This window comes from Bacillus sp. FSL K6-0073 (genome assembly GCF_038006085.1).
GTDB lineage: Bacteria > Bacillota > Bacilli > Bacillales > Bacillaceae_G > Bacillus_A > Bacillus_A cereus.
The window spans coordinates 189,249-207,348 of record NZ_JBBOUN010000001.1 but is presented as its reverse complement, the minus strand read 5'-3'; the positions used below and the strand labels follow the sequence as shown (position 1 = coordinate 207,348).

Below are 18,100 nucleotides of genomic sequence, written 5' to 3'. Positions count from 1 at the left end.
TCAAGTACAGTGCATTTTCCTCTTTCATAATGTAAAAAAAGCGATAGAAATTCTACCGCTTTACTTTTTCACATTGCTATTCGTAAATTTAGATACCGAGGCCATCGTCTCTCCCGTATCTAAATATGTAATTTGAATTGGATCTCCTACTTCTGTAAACATAGCATATGGAAATTTCTTCACTGGTATCATAAATACCTTTTGTTCATTCTCTAAAAGTACGTACACGATTGTATTTTCACCAGATTTTTCTTTATATACACGTTGTACAATACCTTCTTTTTGCGCTTCTTTTCCTGTTGAGGTTGGTCTAAATGTATCACCATTACCGCTCATTACGTTTTTATAATTCTCAAGCGCTTCTTTCTGCGAAGAACCTGTCGCAAATATTTTTGCATTAGCAGCATATACAACTGTATGCGCACGTACTAGGCCTCCGTCATCAACAACCGGAATAATCCAAGCTGGTTTACCGTATACGTTATAAATGACAGGCATTGTCCCATGCCATTTCTCTCTCTTAAAGGAATTATCCACTACTTCTGTAGCTGCTGAACCATCCATAATCCCCTTTACTTCTTTTCCATTATAATAATATAGCTTGCCTGTGCGTGCATCTACTAATGAATAGCCTAGAGCTGAATCTACTCCTTCTTTTGGAGAAGTAAAGTCTGTAAAATAATACAGTGTTCCATCTTTACCAAAAATCGGGGTCACGCCTTCTTTCGTTCCCCACTCAGTCGGAATTTTCATATCTGTTTGTGAAAATTTCGTATTCCAAAATCCGTGAATATATTTACCAAAGTACGTATTTAACGTAGATGCAGTCTCATGATTTAATACACCATCAACAAATTTAGGTGCCTTTCCTTTATCATATCTTTTCACTTCACCTGTTTGTGCATCTACTACGACAACACCTTCTACCTCAAATCCAGATCTTCCTGAAATAAATTCACCATACGTCATTGTATAATATGGTTTTCCTTTATCATCAACCTCAAATTTAGGTTTTCCTTTAAAGATTAAATTTGGTTCTGCTTGCCTTACCACACGCTCTAAATTATTACCAAAAAACATGCTTGGCACATATTTCATTTTATAACCGAGGTGCAGTTTCGCTTCCGCATCAGGATTCGTACCTGACATCGTTACATACCCTGGAATTGTCTCAGCTTTACGTGCTTTAAAAAAACCTGAAACTTCAATCGGCGCTACATATAAAGCTTCGCCGTTTACCATTTGTGGCGTTAATTCTCCTAGCTCAAAATAAGCTACTTTTGGAATATCACCAAATACTTTTTTCATCTTATTCTCCGCTGTCTTTGGCGGCACTGTAAACGGCTGGTCATTTTCAGTAAATGGCTCTGAAATATCTTTCTCTACCTTAACAACAGAATCATATTTCTTTTGCGAGATTACTATATCGTGCAAATAACCAAAGTAGCCGTAACTTGCGAGTAAAATAAACATTAGAAGTCCTTTTAATGTACCTTCTAATTTCCCTATTTGATCTTGTGAAAATAAAACAAGCCCAATTAAAATTGCTACTGCAACAGAATAATGAGTAAGAATCGAATCTACTCGATCATCAATTAGCCAAAAGTATTCATAGATTGCAATACCTATCCAAAATAAAACAGGAATAACTAAAATAGATGATTTCTTACCCTTTACAACCTTCTTATCTCCCTTCTTATCCACTGCTCGAAGCTTACTACTACTTCTTGTCCATGGAATCAAAAACAAAGTAAGAATAGCTAAAACTACAAATTTCATCAAAGGCACTGTCCCCTTTTCTTTTGTATTCCCTTTTAGTATAACAAATAAAGGGTATTAAGGTGAAAATAGGAATAGTTATTTTTTTTTACTACTTAATACAATCCCGCTCACTACATATAAAATAGATGCAATATAAAAAATTGTACCAATTGTAAAGAAATCTACTAAATATCCCGTGGCAATAACCGCTACTGCTCCGCCAATGGATGTCCACACATGGTATTTTCCAATCTCATAACCAGCCTTTTCCTGCGCAACCTTTCGTGCTAACGAAGTCTTCTCAGTATTACGCTGCACAGCACCTAAAACGCCCATTACAATTTGAAGAATATACACATGCCAAACTTCCGTGGCAATTGGAAAGCAAAGCATTAAGATTGCCATGGACCAAGCGTATATGATTAATAATTTTTTATCCCCTACTTGATCAGATACCTTTCCCACTAGTGGATATACAAGTGCTGATGTTAAAGCAAATAAGCCATACGCCCAGCCAAATTGCGAGAAGCTATTTCCAACGTTTCGAAGCAATAATATATAAAAAGGAAATACCATACTTCCTGCCATCATGATGATACTTTGCGAAGCCACAAATCTTCTATATGTCATTTCGTATACTCCCTATAAAATAAATTCACAAATCTCTCTTCTGAATCTACTTCCTTCTTTTTCTTGAGAAATTCTTCAATGCGAGGATATGCCCTCTTTAACTGCTCTTTCGTTGGATAAGAATAATACGGCAAATAGTAACTACCATTATGCTTTAAAGTAACATCAATCATCTTTCGAATGACATCCTCTGTTTTCTTTATCTCACTCTCTGAGCGTCCCTGGTTAATCAAAAGAACCAGCGCAAACATATCATCTTTCGCATAGGACAAAACTGCATTTTCATTCTTTTCCACGTAACGAATCGTAATGTTGAGTAAATTAAACTCTTCTTCATTTAATACGTTACGTAAATCATCTATATACTCTGTGAAAGCATCTATAGGCACAAAGTATTCTTGTAACACTTCGGTCCTATTTGGATTTTCATATTCCATAAAAGCACTATCTGATCTCATAACATTATTACGCGTCTCATAATTTCCATCTGTACGTTCAAAATAACCTCTTTGTATATCCCAAAATGTATTCTTTCCCCAATCACTATAACGTGATAAACCAAGTAAAAATTTCGGTGCAGCTATAATATTTTCTTCCTTTAATTCACTGTACTCTTCTCTCATATTTTGATTTTGTGCCAAAGTATAATCTGTCACATACATCTCTTTTAAAAATGAATTTGGAGCAACAGAAATACGCGCTAAGTGCATACGAACATTCTCATCTCTTTTCACTTTCTCTTTGAAATAAGATGCGTATTCTTTATAATCTATCATTCTCGTGTGCATTTCATATAATTCATCATCTGTTAACTTCAGCGTCACATCTAAAATAACTCCAAATAAACCGTAACCCCCAATGACATATGGAAATAACTCTGCATTTTCTTCTCTACTTACATTACGTACCGTGCCATCTGCCATTAACAATCTAAATGAATCTACTGTATCAATCAGTGCCTCATGACGAATATCACGCCCGTGTACATTTACACTTAATGAACCGCCAACAGTAAAAATATTTTGAGACTGCATGACCTGTACCGCAAGGCCATAAGGATTTATTTTCTTCTGAATATCATTCCAGGTGACACCACTTTGAACTGTAATCCGCTTCTTCTCTGGATCAAATTCTAATATTTTATTATATCCTTTCATATCGAGCATCGTGCCATTCGGATAATATGTCTGTCCTCCTTGGCTATGTTGCATGCCTGCAATGGAAATTTTCTCTCCTGAAACTTTTGCATCTCGCACTAATTTTATTAACGAGTGCTCTTCCGTAGCACTTTCAACACGTTTTATTTTTGTCGGAAGCAATTTACCTACATCACTCATAATAGGATGATCAATTTGTTTTTTATACGTATGTACAGACGTTGCAAGCAAAACCGTATATGCGACAATGACCACTGCTATCTTTCTTTTTTTCAAAGGACACTCTCCTTATTAGCAACAAAAAGAGATACCCGTTCTTTCAGGTACCTCTCTTGACAGTGATTACTTTGCTGCTGGCAATTGTATTGGATCAAATTTATCATACGATGTAAACTTTGCATCCGTAATAATGTGCGCTTTATCCTCACCATTGCTACTCATAACCATATCTATCTTTGCTGATTCATATTTAAAATCTTTTGTAATAATATATTCCCCATCTATTTCTTCTATCTTTGCATTTTGGCCTTGTAGCATTTGTTTCTGCTTTTCATCCATACTAGCTAACATACTCTCTGTCTCTTGCCCTTTTAATGCAAACTTCAGCTTATAATTATCTCCACTTTTCTCCATCTTCACTTTATTTAAAATTTCCGATGGAATCTCTAAATTATCTACCATTCCTTGAGTCGCGTTCATTCCGTTAGCATTCAATTGTTCCTCTGGTACAGACATAATTTCACCCGTATTAGGATTTTTTAACTGACCAGCAATTTTGCCACCCACATCATAAACAACAACCTCTGTACCAGAAACATTCATTTCAGAACGAGAATTTTTTTTCTTCGGCTCTAGTTGCATTTTAGCCTTTATTACATTCATCTCTGTTCCTTCAGCCTTTATTCCCACATCATATGTCATCGTTACATTTTCTTCGTTTTTAAAAGCTTCATTCGCTTTATTAAAAACATCCTTCGCTGTTAATTCCTTTTCTTTCTGCACAGCTTCTTTTTTCGGTTCGTCAGTCTTTTTTGTTTTCTCATTACTACACCCTACTCCTAGACCGACTGCAAGTACTAAACTTGAAATTAAAATAAGTTTTTTCATAACGTCCCCTCCTTCCCAAAAATAATATCATCTCTTTTCCTATGAAATCTATATAATTCGTAATATTTATCTTTAAATTTATTTCCTATATAACAACATGTTTGAGAAAAAGTTTAAATATGATGTAAATAATAACAACTCATTTCAGGAGGTCATTATGAAAGCGATTATTTGTACAAAGTACGGACCACCTAATGTTCTCCAGCTTCAAAATGTAGAAAAGCCTAAACCTAAAAAAAATGAAGTATTAGTTAAAATTCACGCAACAAGTGTATCGACTGGAGATTGTAGAATACGTGGCTTTAATAGCCCACTCTTATTTTGGATTCCTATGCGGATCATATTAGGTTTCAGAAAACCGAGAAAACCTATACTTGGCGTAGAGTTATCCGGTGAAATCGAAGACATTGGAACAGATGTAACACAATTTAAAAAAGGAGATCAAGTTTTTGCATTAACAGAACTAAACCTTGGTGGTTATGCGGAATACACATGCGTGCATGAAAGTGGATTAATAGCATTAAAACCTACCAATGTGACATATGAAGAAGCTGCCGTTATTCCTTTCGGCGGAACTTCAGCATTGCACTTCCTTAGAAAAGGACAGATAAAAAAAGGGCAACGAGTACTTATATATGGCGCCTCTGGGTCAGTAGGGACAGCTGCCATACAACTTGCTAAATACTTCGGGGCGACTGTCACAGCCATTTGTAGTAGTTCGAATTTCGATTTAGTAACAACTTTAGGGGCAGACAACGTAATTGATTATATGAAAGAAGATTTTACTAAGCGGGGCGAGCACTACGATATTATATTTGATGCAGTTGGAAAATATAAAAAGTCTCTTTGTACAGATGCATTAATGCCTAATGGAAAATATGTATCTGTGAACGGAATGATGGCAAAGGTCAGTAAAGAAGATATGAACCTGCTAAAACAACTAGCTGAAACAGAAAAGCTAAAACCTGTTATTGATAGAACTTACCGATTAGAAGAAATTGCTGAAGCTCATATATATGTAGAAAAAGGACATAAAAAGGGGAACGTTTCGATTACCTTAAAATAAAATATATTCTGAAAATATTATTGACAATTCTTTTTGTAAGATTTACTATTAGTACCATATTCAAAACTACATACACATACTCTTATCAAGAGTGGCGGAGGGACTGGCCCGATGATGCCCGGCAACCGAGCTTATGACGTATAAGCTAAGGTGCTAATTCCTGCAAAACGAGTTTTCGTTTTGGAAGATAAGAGAGGAATCTATTTCGTCTATTCGGCACCTCTCTTATTTTTGGGAGGTGCTTTTTATTTTGGAACGTATATGAAGGGGGATTTATAGATGAAAAAGGTATTATTAAGCATTGTAAGCGGAGCAGTATTATTATTAGGCGCATGTAGCGTGAGTTCAGATAAAGAGGTAAAAGCATTAGACGAGAAAAAGATTACTGTCGGTGTAACAGGTGGACCACATGAACAAATTTTTGAAAAGGTAAAAGAAGTTGCAGCAAAAGATGGTCTCGAAATTGATATAAAAGTATTTAATGATTATGTAGCGCCAAACGTATCTTTAGATGAAAAAAGCCTTGATGTAAATAGCTACCAAACGAAATCGTATTTAGATGTATTTAAAGCTGAACGCAATATGAAATTAGCTGAAGTATTTTCAACAGTAACATTCCCTATGGGCGTATATTCTAAAGATATAAAAGATGTAAAAGACTTAAAAGAGGGCGACGCAATTGCTGTACCAAATGACCCAACGAATGAACTTCGAGCTTTAAAATTATTTGAAAAAGCAGGGGTTTTAAAAGTTGATCCGAAGGCTACAGAAAAAGCGACTGCAAAAGATGTAATTGAAAATCCAAAAAAATTAAAGATTGTCGAATTAGAGGCATCTCAATTACCAACACAACTAAGTGAAGTGAAAGCAGCTGCTATTAACACAAACTTTGCATTAGGTGCAAAATTAAGTCCAGCGAAAGATTCTATCTTCCGCGAAGGAAAAGATTCACCATATGTGAACTGGGTCGTTGTTCGTACTGAAAATAAAGATGATGCCGTTGTAAATAAATTAAAGAAAGCTTATCAGTCTAAGGAAGTAAAAGAGTTTATCGAGAAAAAATTTGATGGTTCAGTTTTACCATCTTGGTAGGAGCTGACGATAATGATTGAATTACAAAACATATCCAAAGTATTTACAACAAAAAAAGGGAATGTTGAGGCTCTTAAGTCTACTTCCCTTAAAGTAGAAAAAGGCGAGGTATTTGGAATCATTGGGTATAGTGGCGCTGGTAAAAGTACATTGATTCGATGTGTAAATTTATTAGAAAAACCAACGACAGGAAATATCATTGTAAACCAACAAGACTTAACAACATTATCGACAAAAGAACTAGCAAAAGCGAGACAAAGAATCGGAATGATCTTCCAAGGATTCAATTTACTTAAAACTGTTACCGTTTATGAAAATATCGCATTACCGTTACGGCTTGCTGGCATTCCAAAAGCAGAAATTGAAAAAAGAGTAGAAAAGTATTTACGCATTGTCGATCTTTTTAATCGAAAAGATGCGTATCCAAGCGAACTTTCTGGTGGTCAAAAACAGCGTGTTGCAATTGCTCGTGCGCTATCACATGAACCTGAAGTGTTATTAAGTGATGAAGCAACGAGCGCATTAGATCCCGAAACAACCGATTCTATCCTTGATTTGTTATTAAAGATTAACGAAGAAATCGGAATTACGATTTTACTCATTACACATGAAATGAATGTCATCCAGCGTATATGTGACCGCGTTGCTGTTATGGAACATGGATCTGTAGTCGAAAGTGGGACTGTAAAAGATATTTTCACAAACCCACAACATGTAACAACGAAGAAATTTGTAAATAGCGCATTTGCAGCGAAAATTCCAGAAGAGGTACAGAAAGAACTACAAAGTACTGGAGAAATTGTAACACTTTCATTTATTGGCACTACTTCAGGGGAACCTGCCTTAGCCGTTGCCACAAAACGTTTCCAAGTGTATCCGAATATTTTATCCGGTAATATTACGCAGTTAAAACATGAAACATATGGGAAACTAGTCGTTCATATGCAAGGGGAACAAAATGAAATCCACCGTGTTTTATCATTTTTACAAGGGCAAGAAATCATCGTAGAAGGAGGTAGAACAGACTATGGGAAACAAGTCCTTTTTGGATGAATGGGGTAAAGTCATATGGGAAGCAACAATCCAAACATTTCAAATGACATCTATTTCATTACTCATCTCGATCCTTATTGCACTGCCACTTGGCGTCACACTTGTTTTAACGAGACCTGGTGGGCAACGTGAAAATAAAATCATCTATCCTATTCTTAATACAATTATTAATATCATTCGCTCTCTTCCATTTATCATTCTATTATTCTTCATCTTACCTTTTACAAAGTTTCTAATGGGAACGTCCATTGGCGTGCAAGGTGTTATCGTACCGCTTGTCGTCTTCACAGCCCCTTATATCGCACGTTTAATGGAGACAGCTTTACTAGAAGTCGATCGCGGTGTCATTGAAGCCTACCAAGCGATGGGCGTTTCTACTATAAAAATCATTTGGCACGTTATGGTGAAAGAAGCACGTCCCTCCCTTGTACTCGGATTAACAATCGCAACGATCGGCTTAATCGGCGCAACAGCAATGGCTGGCCTTGTAGGTGCTGGCGGGCTAGGGGATTTAGCATACCGCTTCGGACATTTACGCTACGAGCCTGAAGTAATGTATGCAACTGTCTTTATTTTAATTATCCTCGTTCAAGGATTACAGTCTTTAGGGAATGGTGTTGCACGAAGATTGAAGAAAGATTAAAAAAGAAGGCATCTCACCCTGGTGAGATGCCTTCTTTTTTATCTTTTAAATCCACCTTCTGAATGAATAACTTGCCCAGTAATCCACTCGGCTTCTTCACTTACTAGAAATTTAATGAGTCTAGCTGCATCCCTTGGCTCACCAATTCTGCCAAAAGGAAACATCGGCTTTAACCCTTGTTTTATCTCTTCAGTCATCCATCCTGTATCGGTTGGTCCTGGATTAATTGCATTCACTGTTATTCCTAAATGAGCTACCTCTGCTGACAACGTACTAGTAAGAGCATCAATAGCTCCCTTCGTTGTCGCATAAGCTAGTTCTCCTGCCATAGGACCTTGAAATTGCCCCGAAGTAATATTAACAATTCTACCACCAGATTTCTTATCAAATCCCCGAGAAAATTGACTACTTAACAGGGTACTCGCACGAACATTTACCATATAATGCTTATCTAATTCTTCAACAGTCAACGTAGAGAAATCATTATTCGTAGAATATGCTGCATTATTAATTAATATATGAGGGTACCCTAATTGTTCAGTAACTTTATTTATAAGCTCTTTTGGTGCATCATTCTGAGTTAAATCTAACTCCATACTTGATACTTTAACACCGTTTTTTAGTAACTCTTCTTTTAATTGTATTTGTTCATTTTTATCAACGCCCCAAGGCATCTCTTTATCGTAAGCTGTCCAATACGTAAAAAATATATCGTATCCTGATTCAGCTAATTCTTTACAAATCGCTGCCCCTATACCATCTAGACGACTTACCCCTGTAATAACTGCTACTTTATTTTTTAATTGGTTCATCATATACTCCTCCAAGTTTAAAGGACGCATATTTTATATAAGAGATATAAACTTTCCCACAAAAAAGACAGATACATAAAATAGACACCTATCCTTATAAAAGGGATGTACAAGCCAAATATGCATTCCTTGAATGATTTACAGATAACTAAATAAACCCTCGCTTATGAGAGCAAAATTTATCTATCTAGTAGTTTCTAATCATTACAAGTTCATCCACATATTGAGTCTTTGTCTCCTTTACATATATCTCTATTCTTAGTTTATCAAAGCAGATAAAATGTTACAAAAAATAAAACAATTATTCACAACCTATCCTTGTTCACATTCTCTCCATTGTGAATCTTTTCACATTGGATATATAATAAACGTGTAAATACAATATTGGAGGGATTTCAATGGTTATCAATTTTTTAAGAACTGATAAACGTGCTACTTTCATATTATTACTTTTACGGCTTTACATAGGATATACATGGTTCGCTGCTGGGATAGGCAAAGTCTTCGGACAATCTTTTGACGCAAGTGGCTTTCTAAAGGGTGCTATTGCTCAAGCATCAGGGGACCACCCTGCAGTACAAAGTTGGTGGGCAGATTTCCTTCAACATTTTGTCCTTCCAAACGCAGACCTATTTAGCTTTTTAGTTCAATGGGGAGAAATTTTAGTAGGTCTAGGTTTAATTTTAGGCGGATTAACAAAAACAGCTGCATTTTTCGGAATCATAATGAATCTTTCATTTTTATTAAGCGGAACTGTTAGTGTAAACCCAAACCTGCTTATTTTGACTATGTTCATTTTAGTTGCAGGGCAGAACGCTGGACGTATTGGATTAGATGGCTATGTTTTCCCTAAACTTTTCCGTAAAAACAACCACGGAATATATAAATTAAGTAAAACTGCGTAGTAACAATTTACTTTTAAAATATAAATAAGAAAAAGAGCCTGAATATAGGCTCTTTTTCTTATTTATCCTAATTTAAACTTTTAACGAACCACGAAAACCTCTGGCAGCATAGTAAGAGTCTGCTCCATTGTGGTACACGAAAACATGTCCAAAGCGATAATCGCAAAATAGAGCACCACCAAGCTCTCTAATATCTGAAGGTGTTTGTACCCAACTCGATGATTTCATATCAAAATCTCCAAGTTGTTGCAATTCCCGATATTGTTCTTCCGTTAATAGTTCAATGCCCATAGCATTGGCAACATCAATAGCGTTATTTTCTGGTTTATGCTTTTTTCTTGATTCTAACGCTTCAAGATCATAACAAAGACTTCTGCGGCCTTTAGGACTCTCCTTTGAACAATCATAGAAAGTATATTCGTCCTTTTCTTCATCATAACCAATAACATCCGGCTCACCACCAGTTACTTCCATTTCGTTAAGTGACCATAATTTTTCAGCATTAGCTTCTATCTTCGCTTCAACTTTAGCCCATTCAAGACCTTCATGGCGGTTCATGTTTTTCTCAAAACGAGCTTGCAATACTTTCAATAACTCTTCACGTTTTTCTACTAATAAGTCATTTTTATTTCCTGTCATATTAGTCCTCCCTGATATATGTACTGATAGTAGTTTAAGTATATATTTTATAATAAATCATCTCAATATGAAGACCGTTTCAATCATATATCTTGTACAAACATCTATTACAAAGTCCTAAAACCCTCCATACTCTCTTCAAGCATATAGTGTGAAAACCACATCAAGTTCTGCTTCATAATAGCCACATGAACTCCTGGTTGGTCAGAACTATATGCCATTCCTTTAAATATAATTAATTCTGTATCAACTTCCATATCCATTAATCCTTGATATAGATCATATGCATTTGTAATTGGAATTCTTGCATCCTTTTCCCCATGTTGAATTAAGGTAGGCGTACAAGCTGATTTAATATACGTCATAGGTGATGTCTTCGTATATATATCTGGATCATTCCATGGAGTATTTCCTAAATACATTCTAATAAAGTAAGGTATATCTGTATTTACATAATGGGTACTCCAGTTAGTTATTCCACCGCCAACTGAAATAGCTTTAAACCTTCTACTAAATGTAGAACAGAAAGCTGATACATATCCACCGTTGCTCCATCCCATAACTCCTACTCTATCTTTATCTACTATCCCTTGATCAACTAGTTTATCAACTCCTGATATAACATCGTCGTAGTCAGCAATCCCCTGTTTTCTATAGTTAGCTTTTAAAAATTCATTACCATAACCTGAACTTCCTCTGTAATTTGGCTCTAAAACGATAAAGCCTTTTTCAACAAACTGTTCAATCGGATATTTCTCATTGAAGCAGTCTGAAAATATCGGAAAAGATGCCCAAGCCGGACCACCGTGAATTACTACTAATAAAGGATATTTTTTATTAGTGTCAAACTCTACTGGCGTTGATAAAACACCTTCTATTTCAAGACCATCACTACTTTTCCATGAGATGATTTCCCTGTTACTTTTAAGTTTCCCTTTGAAAAAGCTATTTTCATCCGTTATTTTTTTATCGTCTAAATAGATTTCAAAGGTTTCATTTGTTATAGCCTTATTATAGGTTATATGATCTCCATCCTTTGTTATAGAGGCATCCATTATAAAGCCATCTGCCTTGTCGCTTAATGCTTCCACAGTGCCATCTTCAGCTAGTAATCCAATACGATAATTCGTTTTATCCTGCCATCTAATTAAAATTCCTTTAGCTGTCCACTGTAATGGCATAACTGTACTATCAAAGTTTGTTAGAGGCTGAATTACCTCTCCAGTATTCATATCATATATCTCTAACGTACTATCTTGTATATGGTTTCTATAGTAATCCTTCTCTCTTATGCTTGCTGTGTAACATATTTTACTGCCGTCAGGAGAAAAGCAAACACTCCCTCCCAACAACTTATCCACATTCAGCTTTTGTAGCTCTCCAGCTTTAATATGGAGTATGTATAGATCTCCATTTATATAATCTGCCATATTTGAGCTTGGTGTCGCCATAAATACAACCTTTTTACCATCATTTGAAATATCAAATTCATGGATATGAAAATCCTTACCATCCGTTAATTGATAAACAACTCTGTTCTCGTGTTCATCTGTATCACTTTGTATCACCTTTTCTATTTCAATGTAATATAAACAATTATTCTGGTGTTCCTTACCTATATGTTGAAAATCTCCATATAGGTCCTTACGTTTCTTTATCTCTTCACATTCTTTTGACTGCGTAACATAATAAAGACCCTTGCCAGTAGGACCCCATTTGAATGTACTGACTCCTTCTTTCTCATCAGTAATTTGAACCTCTCTATAATCATCTAGTGACTTAACAAATATCTGATTTCCCCCATCACCAACTGGACTAAGATATGCGATACACCTAGCATCTGGAGACCATAATGGGTGTGTACTATCTATATCACCATTTGATAATGGGTAACTCTGCTTCTTATCTTTTTCATATATCCATACATGATTCCTATATATATTGTCTTTCCAATCAGCCGTCTTCTTAACAAATGATACGTTTTTACCATCATCACTTATGTTTGTACTTGATACGGTTGGTAATGAAATAATCTCTTCTATACTTAAATATGTTTTTGCTTTCACTTTCATATAATAAGCCCCCTTGTAATGTCCATGAATCTACCGTCTCTTCTTGTCGTAATAAAGGAAATTGTTCACGGATACTTAAAATAGTAACGGAAAATTCAGATAAATAAAAGTGAATCCGATAAAGTAAAACTTTAATCTATAGGGCTCTTTCCGCTTATCAATTTTAGATGTTCTTTTTCGACACAAAAATACCCCTTTTAGATACAAATTTGTAAATTTATTTTAAAGCTATAACTATATGTTGGTTTGGAATAAAATTTGATAAAAATGAAGTCATAAATCTTTATTTAACAACAAAAAAATCCATTTTGAAAAAGCGATTGATCAAAATAGAATTACTCTTTTTAACTAAGTATGAGATTTTTATAAAAAAATTTTAATCAAAACTCACTTAGAATCTTTACTTGAAGAATAAAGCTTCGCATCTTTTTTGTAAACATCGTTAAACTAAGATAAATTTTGACTGCATCTGTAATTAATTGTAAAATATTATACATAGAAAGGTATTATAAAATAAATATAGAAGGGGTATGTTTTTTAGTTTTAAAGGGGCTAAAGCACATCTATTTTATGTTTTTAGAGGGAGAATTGAAAAATCATATGAAGAATTTCAAAAAGAGTACAGGTAAAATTTTACTAGCATCCGGATTAGTAGTTTCTATGTCAGCTTGTAGTGTAACTAGTTTATTTGGAGAAAAAGAAAAAACAAATGCTGAATCTGGTAAACAAGAAAGTAAAGAAACTAAGACAGAAGGTAAATCATCTGAAACAAAGGAAAAATCAACTAACTCAAAAGAAGAAAGTAAAGATGTTAAGATGATTATGGTTTTACCTGAGGATTACCCACAACTTATGGTAGACATTGAAGAAGACTTATTAAGACGTCTAGATTACTATGATGCTTCTGTGAGGGATAATAAAAAGGGAAGTAAGTCAAATGAAGAGGTACGAGATAGTATTAAAGACTTAGATAAAGTATTTAATAAAATAGAGCGTATAGATGCACCAGGAAAATACAAGGAAGATCATAAGGAAATTGTAAAAGCTGTTCAAAAGTTAAAAGAATCTTTCAAAGAAGTATCGAAGTTATTTGATTACTCTAAAACACTTAAAGATACGGATGATGCAATCATAGATAAAGCAAACAATAAATTAGATGAAGCAAAACGCATTTGGAAACCTGTATTTGATAAGTTAAAAGCGGAAGCTAAGGGTGGTTCAACAACTACTTCTACAACAAGTGGTACTAGTTCTTCTAACTCACCGAGTTTATCTAGTGGTAATACAGTTAAAACATACAGTACCCAAGATACAACTGGTATATTCAAAGGAAAAATTGATACACCAGACGAGGATTCCGCTAAGTTTAAGAATGTACAGAACAACTATAAAGACGGTACAGAGCTTGTAGGTAATTGGGGTATTGATTACGGAGACGGAGTCAAAACTACGTTAGTCCTAAAAGCAGATAAGACATTTGAAACATATGCAAATGGTTCTTATCCAAATAAAGATAATTACTTAACAGGAACATACCAAGCAGACGTTTCTTCCCATCAGTTAACGCTAATGGTGGAAAAAGGAACTCAAAATGGTCAAGAAGTGAAATTGGAAAGACCTATTTATTCATCATATGAGGTTAAAAATTTAGATGGTAAAGCATTACAGATTTTCCACATAGACGAACAAGTAACAATTTGTTATGTAAAACAATAAATAACTAAAAGAACTCTGTAAAATGATTTTTACAGAGTTCTTTTCTTAGTTTTAATTTATTATAAACTATCAAAATTTATTTCAAACGCATAACTATTGTGTTGTTACAACATAGTTGTACATTAAGAGGCGTTCTACGCTTTATTTTCTATGTCTCAATTTCAATATAATGACAACATAGTTATTCACAATGTATATTAATTCGATATCAAAAAACAAATTTGGTGACAACATAGTTGTACATCATGAAAAGGTGGATAAAAAATAGAAGCCTTTTTGAGGCTTCTATTCGCATAATTTATATCATTTGAACATTAAATTTGTTTTCATAAGAAATCATATCTCTAATTGATAATCCACTACTTTTCCCTCATGATGCTGCATACTTTCAATCAATGCATAATCTCTATCTTTATTACCACTTAAATTAGTTAGTAATTTCTTATCCATTTCAAAATAAAAATTAAATTCAGATTCTATTCGTTTCTTGAGTATATATTTAGCCACTACATTTTTTTCTTCATTATATATTTTTAATATTCCATAGCAATCTTTTTCATTCAGCGTGTTGTATATTTCTTCTTTTAGTTTATTAGTGACTATACATGTGTAGGTCTCCCCTACTTCTGCTTTATTTATTTGATTCACTAAATTTCCAAAACAAGTTAGAATTCCTTTTCTATCTTCGCTTTGATATAACTTTATTACAAACTGAAAGTTAGAAACTTTAATCGGTAAATTAAATGTAACCTCATGCTCAAAAGTTTTAGAAGCAGGATTTTTATAAAATTCTAAGGTTGGAAAATTCAAAGAAAAAAACTCCATAATATCAGCTTTATTATCAATTAAATAAGCTACATTACAAACCTCATCTATCTGAGGTAAATATCCGTTTCCTAAAGGATCTTTATTCATCCTAATTAGCTTTAGTGCAATAGATATCAACATCAACGCTAAACATACTATAGCAAAAAAAGCTACACTACCAACTTTTAAAAAGGTACCTATAGATAAACTAAATCCCTCCGCATAATCAAATCCTCTATAAAATTTAAGTGTCGTTCCCCAAACCAATATAGAAAAAAAGGTAATAATTAAATACACATAATACAGTACACTTAAAAATTTATCTTCTGACAAATTATTCTCGTAGTTAATCAATGTATTTCTTAAATCTTCCCGATTTAAGGAATATGGCTTTAAAATTCTTTTTAAACTTTTAGAAGCTGTCACTAATTTATTTTCAAATGTGAATGCAATAAATAAAGCTGAGAAAGATACTAGTGACATTATCCCAGTAAATAACCAACTCAATAAATTGGTAAGGTCTTTATAATCATTATAAACTTTAATATTATAAGCATTACCTAAATCTAAGAAAAATAACAATGCAAATGGTATTAAGAAAAAAATCCATAACTTCCACTCTTTAAACAATATCACTAAGGCTTTCAATAACATGATAAACGACCTCTTCTTTTACTACATCAGGAAATGATACTACAGATTCGCTATCCAAATAAAAATATGTTTTCCGTTCATTAAAATAATAAGTAAAACTAGTTACTTCCCCATTTATAAGATGCTTTCTTAATTCTGCAGAACCTATATCATTGATTTTTACTTTCTTCACTCGCGTGCTTTCATAATCGTCAAAAGAATTTGGTTTCTTTTGTAATAAATATATGCTTACTAAATCAGATTCCCAATTATCTTCATTAATGTATTTCTTTTTACATATATCAAACAAATTTATCTTTTCTAGGTGCGTTGCTAATTTTTTTTCTAACTTACTTATGACAAATCCTATATAACTTTCTGAACTTCCAAAACAACAAATAATTTTTCGTTGCACGAAATATATCAGAACGACACTTTTAGGTTCCCTTGATATTATTTTCTCTTGAACCTTAATAGGATCCAACCACTTATACGAAATTCTTATAATTTGATTATTGATATAAGAAATATCATATTTATCATAAGTAATTCTTTTTGGAGTGATAGAATGTAATTTATCTATTTGAAAATCGTTAGTTACCCTATACAATATACAATCCTTTTCCATTAAAAACATTCTATCACTCCCCAATTTTTATTATTTTACTATTGCTGTTTCTTCATCTTCAGAAAGTTCTTGTTCCTTCTCTTCTTCATCATAACCAATATATTCTTTAATTTTTAAAATATCTTCATTAGTATCATCATATCCTACCGAATCTAAAATAACTTTACTCTCTTCATAAAAACTATAAAGCATCTCTAAATTATTTTCATCATCTAAATCCCATTTCTCTAGATTTCTGGAGATGGATTTAATGATTTGTAAGGAACTGTTTTGAATTACTTCATTAACTAGTTTATCCCCATTTATAAATTTTTCATAAATTTGTTTCAATAAATTTGAAGTTTCTTGAACGTTTTTGAGACCAGCACCACATAATTCTATATACTCAGATTGAATAATGTCTATAACTTGTTGTTTAAATATATCATCATCGCTATCGATTACAACGATTTTTAATATATCTTCTTCCTTTCCTTTTAAAGAAAATAAAGTTGTAAAATCCACATCATTATACGTCATATCAACTTTAAATGATAAAATATCACTACCTAAAGTGATATACTCACACGCTAATTGAGAAGATAATAAATTGCGACCATTTATGGTGATATTACGTATACCGTCTGTTGTATGTTTTTTATTTTTCGTATTAAATTTTATCTCTTTGAAACGCGAAAAAATTCCTTGCTCATGTAAACGAGTAAAAATGAAATCTAATAGAACTGCTGTTTTAAAGCTTGCACTCCCAATTTGATTTATTTGATTTATATTTTCTCTAATTCTATAACTTTGGATAGGCCATTTTAGCACTAATCCAAAATAATCTTTAATTACACTTTGTACCTCGTTATTTCCAGAGAAAATTGTTAGCACTCTTGCATTCTTATCCAAACTAATTTTTATTCTATAAACCGCAGAAAGGGTATCTAAACAACGTTCCCCTCTCCTCCAATAATCTGAATATTCTTTCAATCTAACAGTCAACTTTAGCATTGAATCCCCTTGTTCAATGTCTTCAATTGATATTAGATATTTATCTTGGAAAGGCATGTTATTTACATTTTCAATTGAAACAGCGGATTCAGCCTCCGTTAAAAAATTCAAATGATTAACTTTATACGTATAGGCTGGTAATCCAATTGATTTAGTCATTACTGCCATTTCAACAAAATCTTCTACTTCATCAGCCTCAATTAGTTCTGTTAAAGCTAGAAATTCTTCCTTAATTTCATTTTTCTTGTAATTCTTTTTTTCTGGCTCCCAACCTGGACGCTTAAAAGCTATTATGTTAGCAACATGCTCTTTCGGTATCTTATTAAACACTCTTTCTAAAATCCCACTAACATTCATGGCAATTTCCACTCCCTGTACATTACAAT

General features: G+C 33.6%; 16 protein-coding genes and 1 riboswitch. Of the genes, 6 read left to right on the top strand and 10 right to left on the bottom strand.

Translation table 11 applies throughout. The features are described from left to right. Nucleotides 1-60: 60 nt before the first annotated feature. The 4 genes from MHB52_RS01150 to MHB52_RS01135 all read right to left on the bottom strand — a co-directional run bounded on the left by MHB52_RS01150 (nt 61) and on the right by MHB52_RS01135 (nt 4,655). On the bottom strand, nt 61-1,779 hold the full coding sequence (locus MHB52_RS01150; RefSeq protein ID WP_000674048.1) for a DUF3981 domain-containing protein: 1,719 nt from the start codon (nt 1,777-1,779) through the stop codon (nt 61-63). Between the two features lie 78 nt (nt 1,780-1,857). Then, the gene (locus MHB52_RS01145) at nt 1,858-2,391 is read right to left on the bottom strand and encodes an MFS transporter (RefSeq protein ID WP_061663590.1); all 534 of its coding nucleotides are present in this window, start codon (nt 2,389-2,391) and stop codon (nt 1,858-1,860) included. Beyond that, entirely contained in the window at nt 2,388-3,824 is a 1,437-nt protein-coding gene (locus tag MHB52_RS01140) for an FAD-binding oxidoreductase (RefSeq protein ID WP_061663589.1), read from the bottom strand. The genes MHB52_RS01145 and MHB52_RS01140 overlap by 4 nt, the downstream gene beginning before the upstream one ends. A gap of 66 nt (nt 3,825-3,890) precedes the next feature. Then, nucleotides 3,891-4,655: a DUF6612 family protein gene (locus tag MHB52_RS01135; protein ID WP_000733612.1), complete on the bottom strand. Its 765-nt coding sequence runs from the start codon at nt 4,653-4,655 to the stop codon at nt 3,891-3,893. A 157-nt stretch (nt 4,656-4,812) separates the two neighbouring features. Between MHB52_RS01135 and MHB52_RS01130 the strand changes: the two genes are divergently transcribed. The 4 genes from MHB52_RS01130 to MHB52_RS01115 all read left to right on the top strand — a co-directional run bounded on the left by MHB52_RS01130 (nt 4,813) and on the right by MHB52_RS01115 (nt 8,509). Further along, complete coding sequence (locus MHB52_RS01130) at nt 4,813-5,721, top strand: NAD(P)-dependent alcohol dehydrogenase (protein WP_000643864.1); 909 nt, start codon at nt 4,813-4,815, stop codon at nt 5,719-5,721. 79 nt (nt 5,722-5,800) lie between these two features. Then, nucleotides 5,801-5,915: riboswitch (SAM riboswitch) on the top strand. A gap of 85 nt (nt 5,916-6,000) precedes the next feature. After that, nucleotides 6,001-6,813 (top strand): MetQ/NlpA family ABC transporter substrate-binding protein, encoded by an 813-nt coding sequence (locus MHB52_RS01125; RefSeq protein ID WP_000756992.1) that lies wholly within the window; start codon nt 6,001-6,003, stop codon nt 6,811-6,813. Between the two features lie 12 nt (nt 6,814-6,825). Further along, the gene (locus tag MHB52_RS01120; RefSeq protein ID WP_061663588.1) at nt 6,826-7,866 is read left to right on the top strand and encodes a methionine ABC transporter ATP-binding protein; all 1,041 of its coding nucleotides are present in this window, start codon (nt 6,826-6,828) and stop codon (nt 7,864-7,866) included. Beyond that, nucleotides 7,841-8,509, top strand: coding sequence for a methionine ABC transporter permease (locus tag MHB52_RS01115; RefSeq protein ID WP_000527151.1), 669 nt, complete (start codon nt 7,841-7,843; stop codon nt 8,507-8,509). Before MHB52_RS01120 ends, MHB52_RS01115 begins: the two co-directional genes overlap by 26 nt. Nucleotides 8,510-8,547: 38 nt before the next feature. Here MHB52_RS01115 and MHB52_RS01110 read toward each other — a convergent pair whose 3' ends face one another. Further along, entirely contained in the window at nt 8,548-9,324 is a 777-nt protein-coding gene (locus tag MHB52_RS01110) for an SDR family oxidoreductase (RefSeq protein ID WP_001987627.1), read from the bottom strand. 395 nt (nt 9,325-9,719) lie between these two features. Between MHB52_RS01110 and MHB52_RS01105 the strand changes: the two genes are divergently transcribed. After that, nucleotides 9,720-10,226 (top strand): DoxX family membrane protein, encoded by a 507-nt coding sequence (locus MHB52_RS01105; RefSeq protein ID WP_000236358.1) that lies wholly within the window; start codon nt 9,720-9,722, stop codon nt 10,224-10,226. 72 nt (nt 10,227-10,298) lie between these two features. Here MHB52_RS01105 and MHB52_RS01100 read toward each other — a convergent pair whose 3' ends face one another. Together MHB52_RS01100 and MHB52_RS01095 are read right to left on the bottom strand one after the other, a co-directional pair. After that, nucleotides 10,299-10,865 (bottom strand): DUF4256 domain-containing protein, encoded by a 567-nt coding sequence (locus MHB52_RS01100; protein WP_000147389.1) that lies wholly within the window; start codon nt 10,863-10,865, stop codon nt 10,299-10,301. A 107-nt stretch (nt 10,866-10,972) separates the two neighbouring features. Beyond that, complete coding sequence (locus MHB52_RS01095; RefSeq protein ID WP_061663587.1) at nt 10,973-12,937, bottom strand: S9 family peptidase; 1,965 nt, start codon at nt 12,935-12,937, stop codon at nt 10,973-10,975. Nucleotides 12,938-13,525: 588 nt separating this feature from the next. On the opposite strand from MHB52_RS01095, the gene MHB52_RS01090 reads away from it, so the two are divergent. Continuing rightward, nucleotides 13,526-14,653 (top strand): DUF3994 domain-containing protein, encoded by a 1,128-nt coding sequence (locus MHB52_RS01090; RefSeq protein WP_016118993.1) that lies wholly within the window; start codon nt 13,526-13,528, stop codon nt 14,651-14,653. A gap of 336 nt (nt 14,654-14,989) precedes the next feature. Here the strand turns inward: MHB52_RS01090 and MHB52_RS01085 are convergent, their stop codons facing one another. From MHB52_RS01085 to MHB52_RS01075, 3 genes are read right to left on the bottom strand one after another with little or no spacing between them, the layout of a single operon-like run. Beyond that, nucleotides 14,990-16,114: a hypothetical protein gene (locus MHB52_RS01085; RefSeq protein WP_000924690.1), complete on the bottom strand. Its 1,125-nt coding sequence runs from the start codon at nt 16,112-16,114 to the stop codon at nt 14,990-14,992. Next, nucleotides 16,083-16,730 (bottom strand): hypothetical protein, encoded by a 648-nt coding sequence (locus MHB52_RS01080; protein WP_061663586.1) that lies wholly within the window; start codon nt 16,728-16,730, stop codon nt 16,083-16,085. Before MHB52_RS01080 ends, MHB52_RS01085 begins: the two co-directional genes overlap by 32 nt. Nucleotides 16,731-16,751: 21 nt before the next feature. Continuing rightward, nucleotides 16,752-18,071, bottom strand: a complete 1,320-nt coding sequence (locus MHB52_RS01075) for a hypothetical protein (RefSeq protein ID WP_061663585.1) — start codon at nt 18,069-18,071, stop codon at nt 16,752-16,754. Nucleotides 18,072-18,100: the final 29 nt, after the last annotated feature.

Coding starts and splice junctions, on each gene's coding strand:
- MHB52_RS01130 (WP_000643864.1), top strand. CDS start 4,813: ATGAAAGCGATTATTTGTACAAAGTACGGACCACCTAATGTTCTCCAG.
- MHB52_RS01115 (WP_000527151.1), top strand. CDS start 7,841: ATGGGAAACAAGTCCTTTTTGGATGAATGGGGTAAAGTCATATGGGAA.
- MHB52_RS01110 (WP_001987627.1), bottom strand. CDS start 9,324: ATGATGAACCAATTAAAAAATAAAGTAGCAGTTATTACAGGGGTAAGT.
- MHB52_RS01135 (WP_000733612.1), bottom strand. CDS start 4,655: ATGAAAAAACTTATTTTAATTTCAAGTTTAGTACTTGCAGTCGGTCTA.
- MHB52_RS01085 (WP_000924690.1), bottom strand. CDS start 16,114: ATGTTATTGAAAGCCTTAGTGATATTGTTTAAAGAGTGGAAGTTATGG.
- MHB52_RS01095 (WP_061663587.1), bottom strand. CDS start 12,937: ATGAAAGTGAAAGCAAAAACATATTTAAGTATAGAAGAGATTATTTCA.
- MHB52_RS01100 (WP_000147389.1), bottom strand. CDS start 10,865: ATGACAGGAAATAAAAATGACTTATTAGTAGAAAAACGTGAAGAGTTA.
- MHB52_RS01080 (WP_061663586.1), bottom strand. CDS start 16,730: ATGTTTTTAATGGAAAAGGATTGTATATTGTATAGGGTAACTAACGAT.
- MHB52_RS01120 (WP_061663588.1), top strand. CDS start 6,826: ATGATTGAATTACAAAACATATCCAAAGTATTTACAACAAAAAAAGGG.
- MHB52_RS01145 (WP_061663590.1), bottom strand. CDS start 2,391: ATGACATATAGAAGATTTGTGGCTTCGCAAAGTATCATCATGATGGCA.
- MHB52_RS01125 (WP_000756992.1), top strand. CDS start 6,001: ATGAAAAAGGTATTATTAAGCATTGTAAGCGGAGCAGTATTATTATTA.
- MHB52_RS01150 (WP_000674048.1), bottom strand. CDS start 1,779: ATGAAATTTGTAGTTTTAGCTATTCTTACTTTGTTTTTGATTCCATGG.
- MHB52_RS01105 (WP_000236358.1), top strand. CDS start 9,720: ATGGTTATCAATTTTTTAAGAACTGATAAACGTGCTACTTTCATATTA.
- MHB52_RS01075 (WP_061663585.1), bottom strand. CDS start 18,071: ATGAATGTTAGTGGGATTTTAGAAAGAGTGTTTAATAAGATACCGAAA.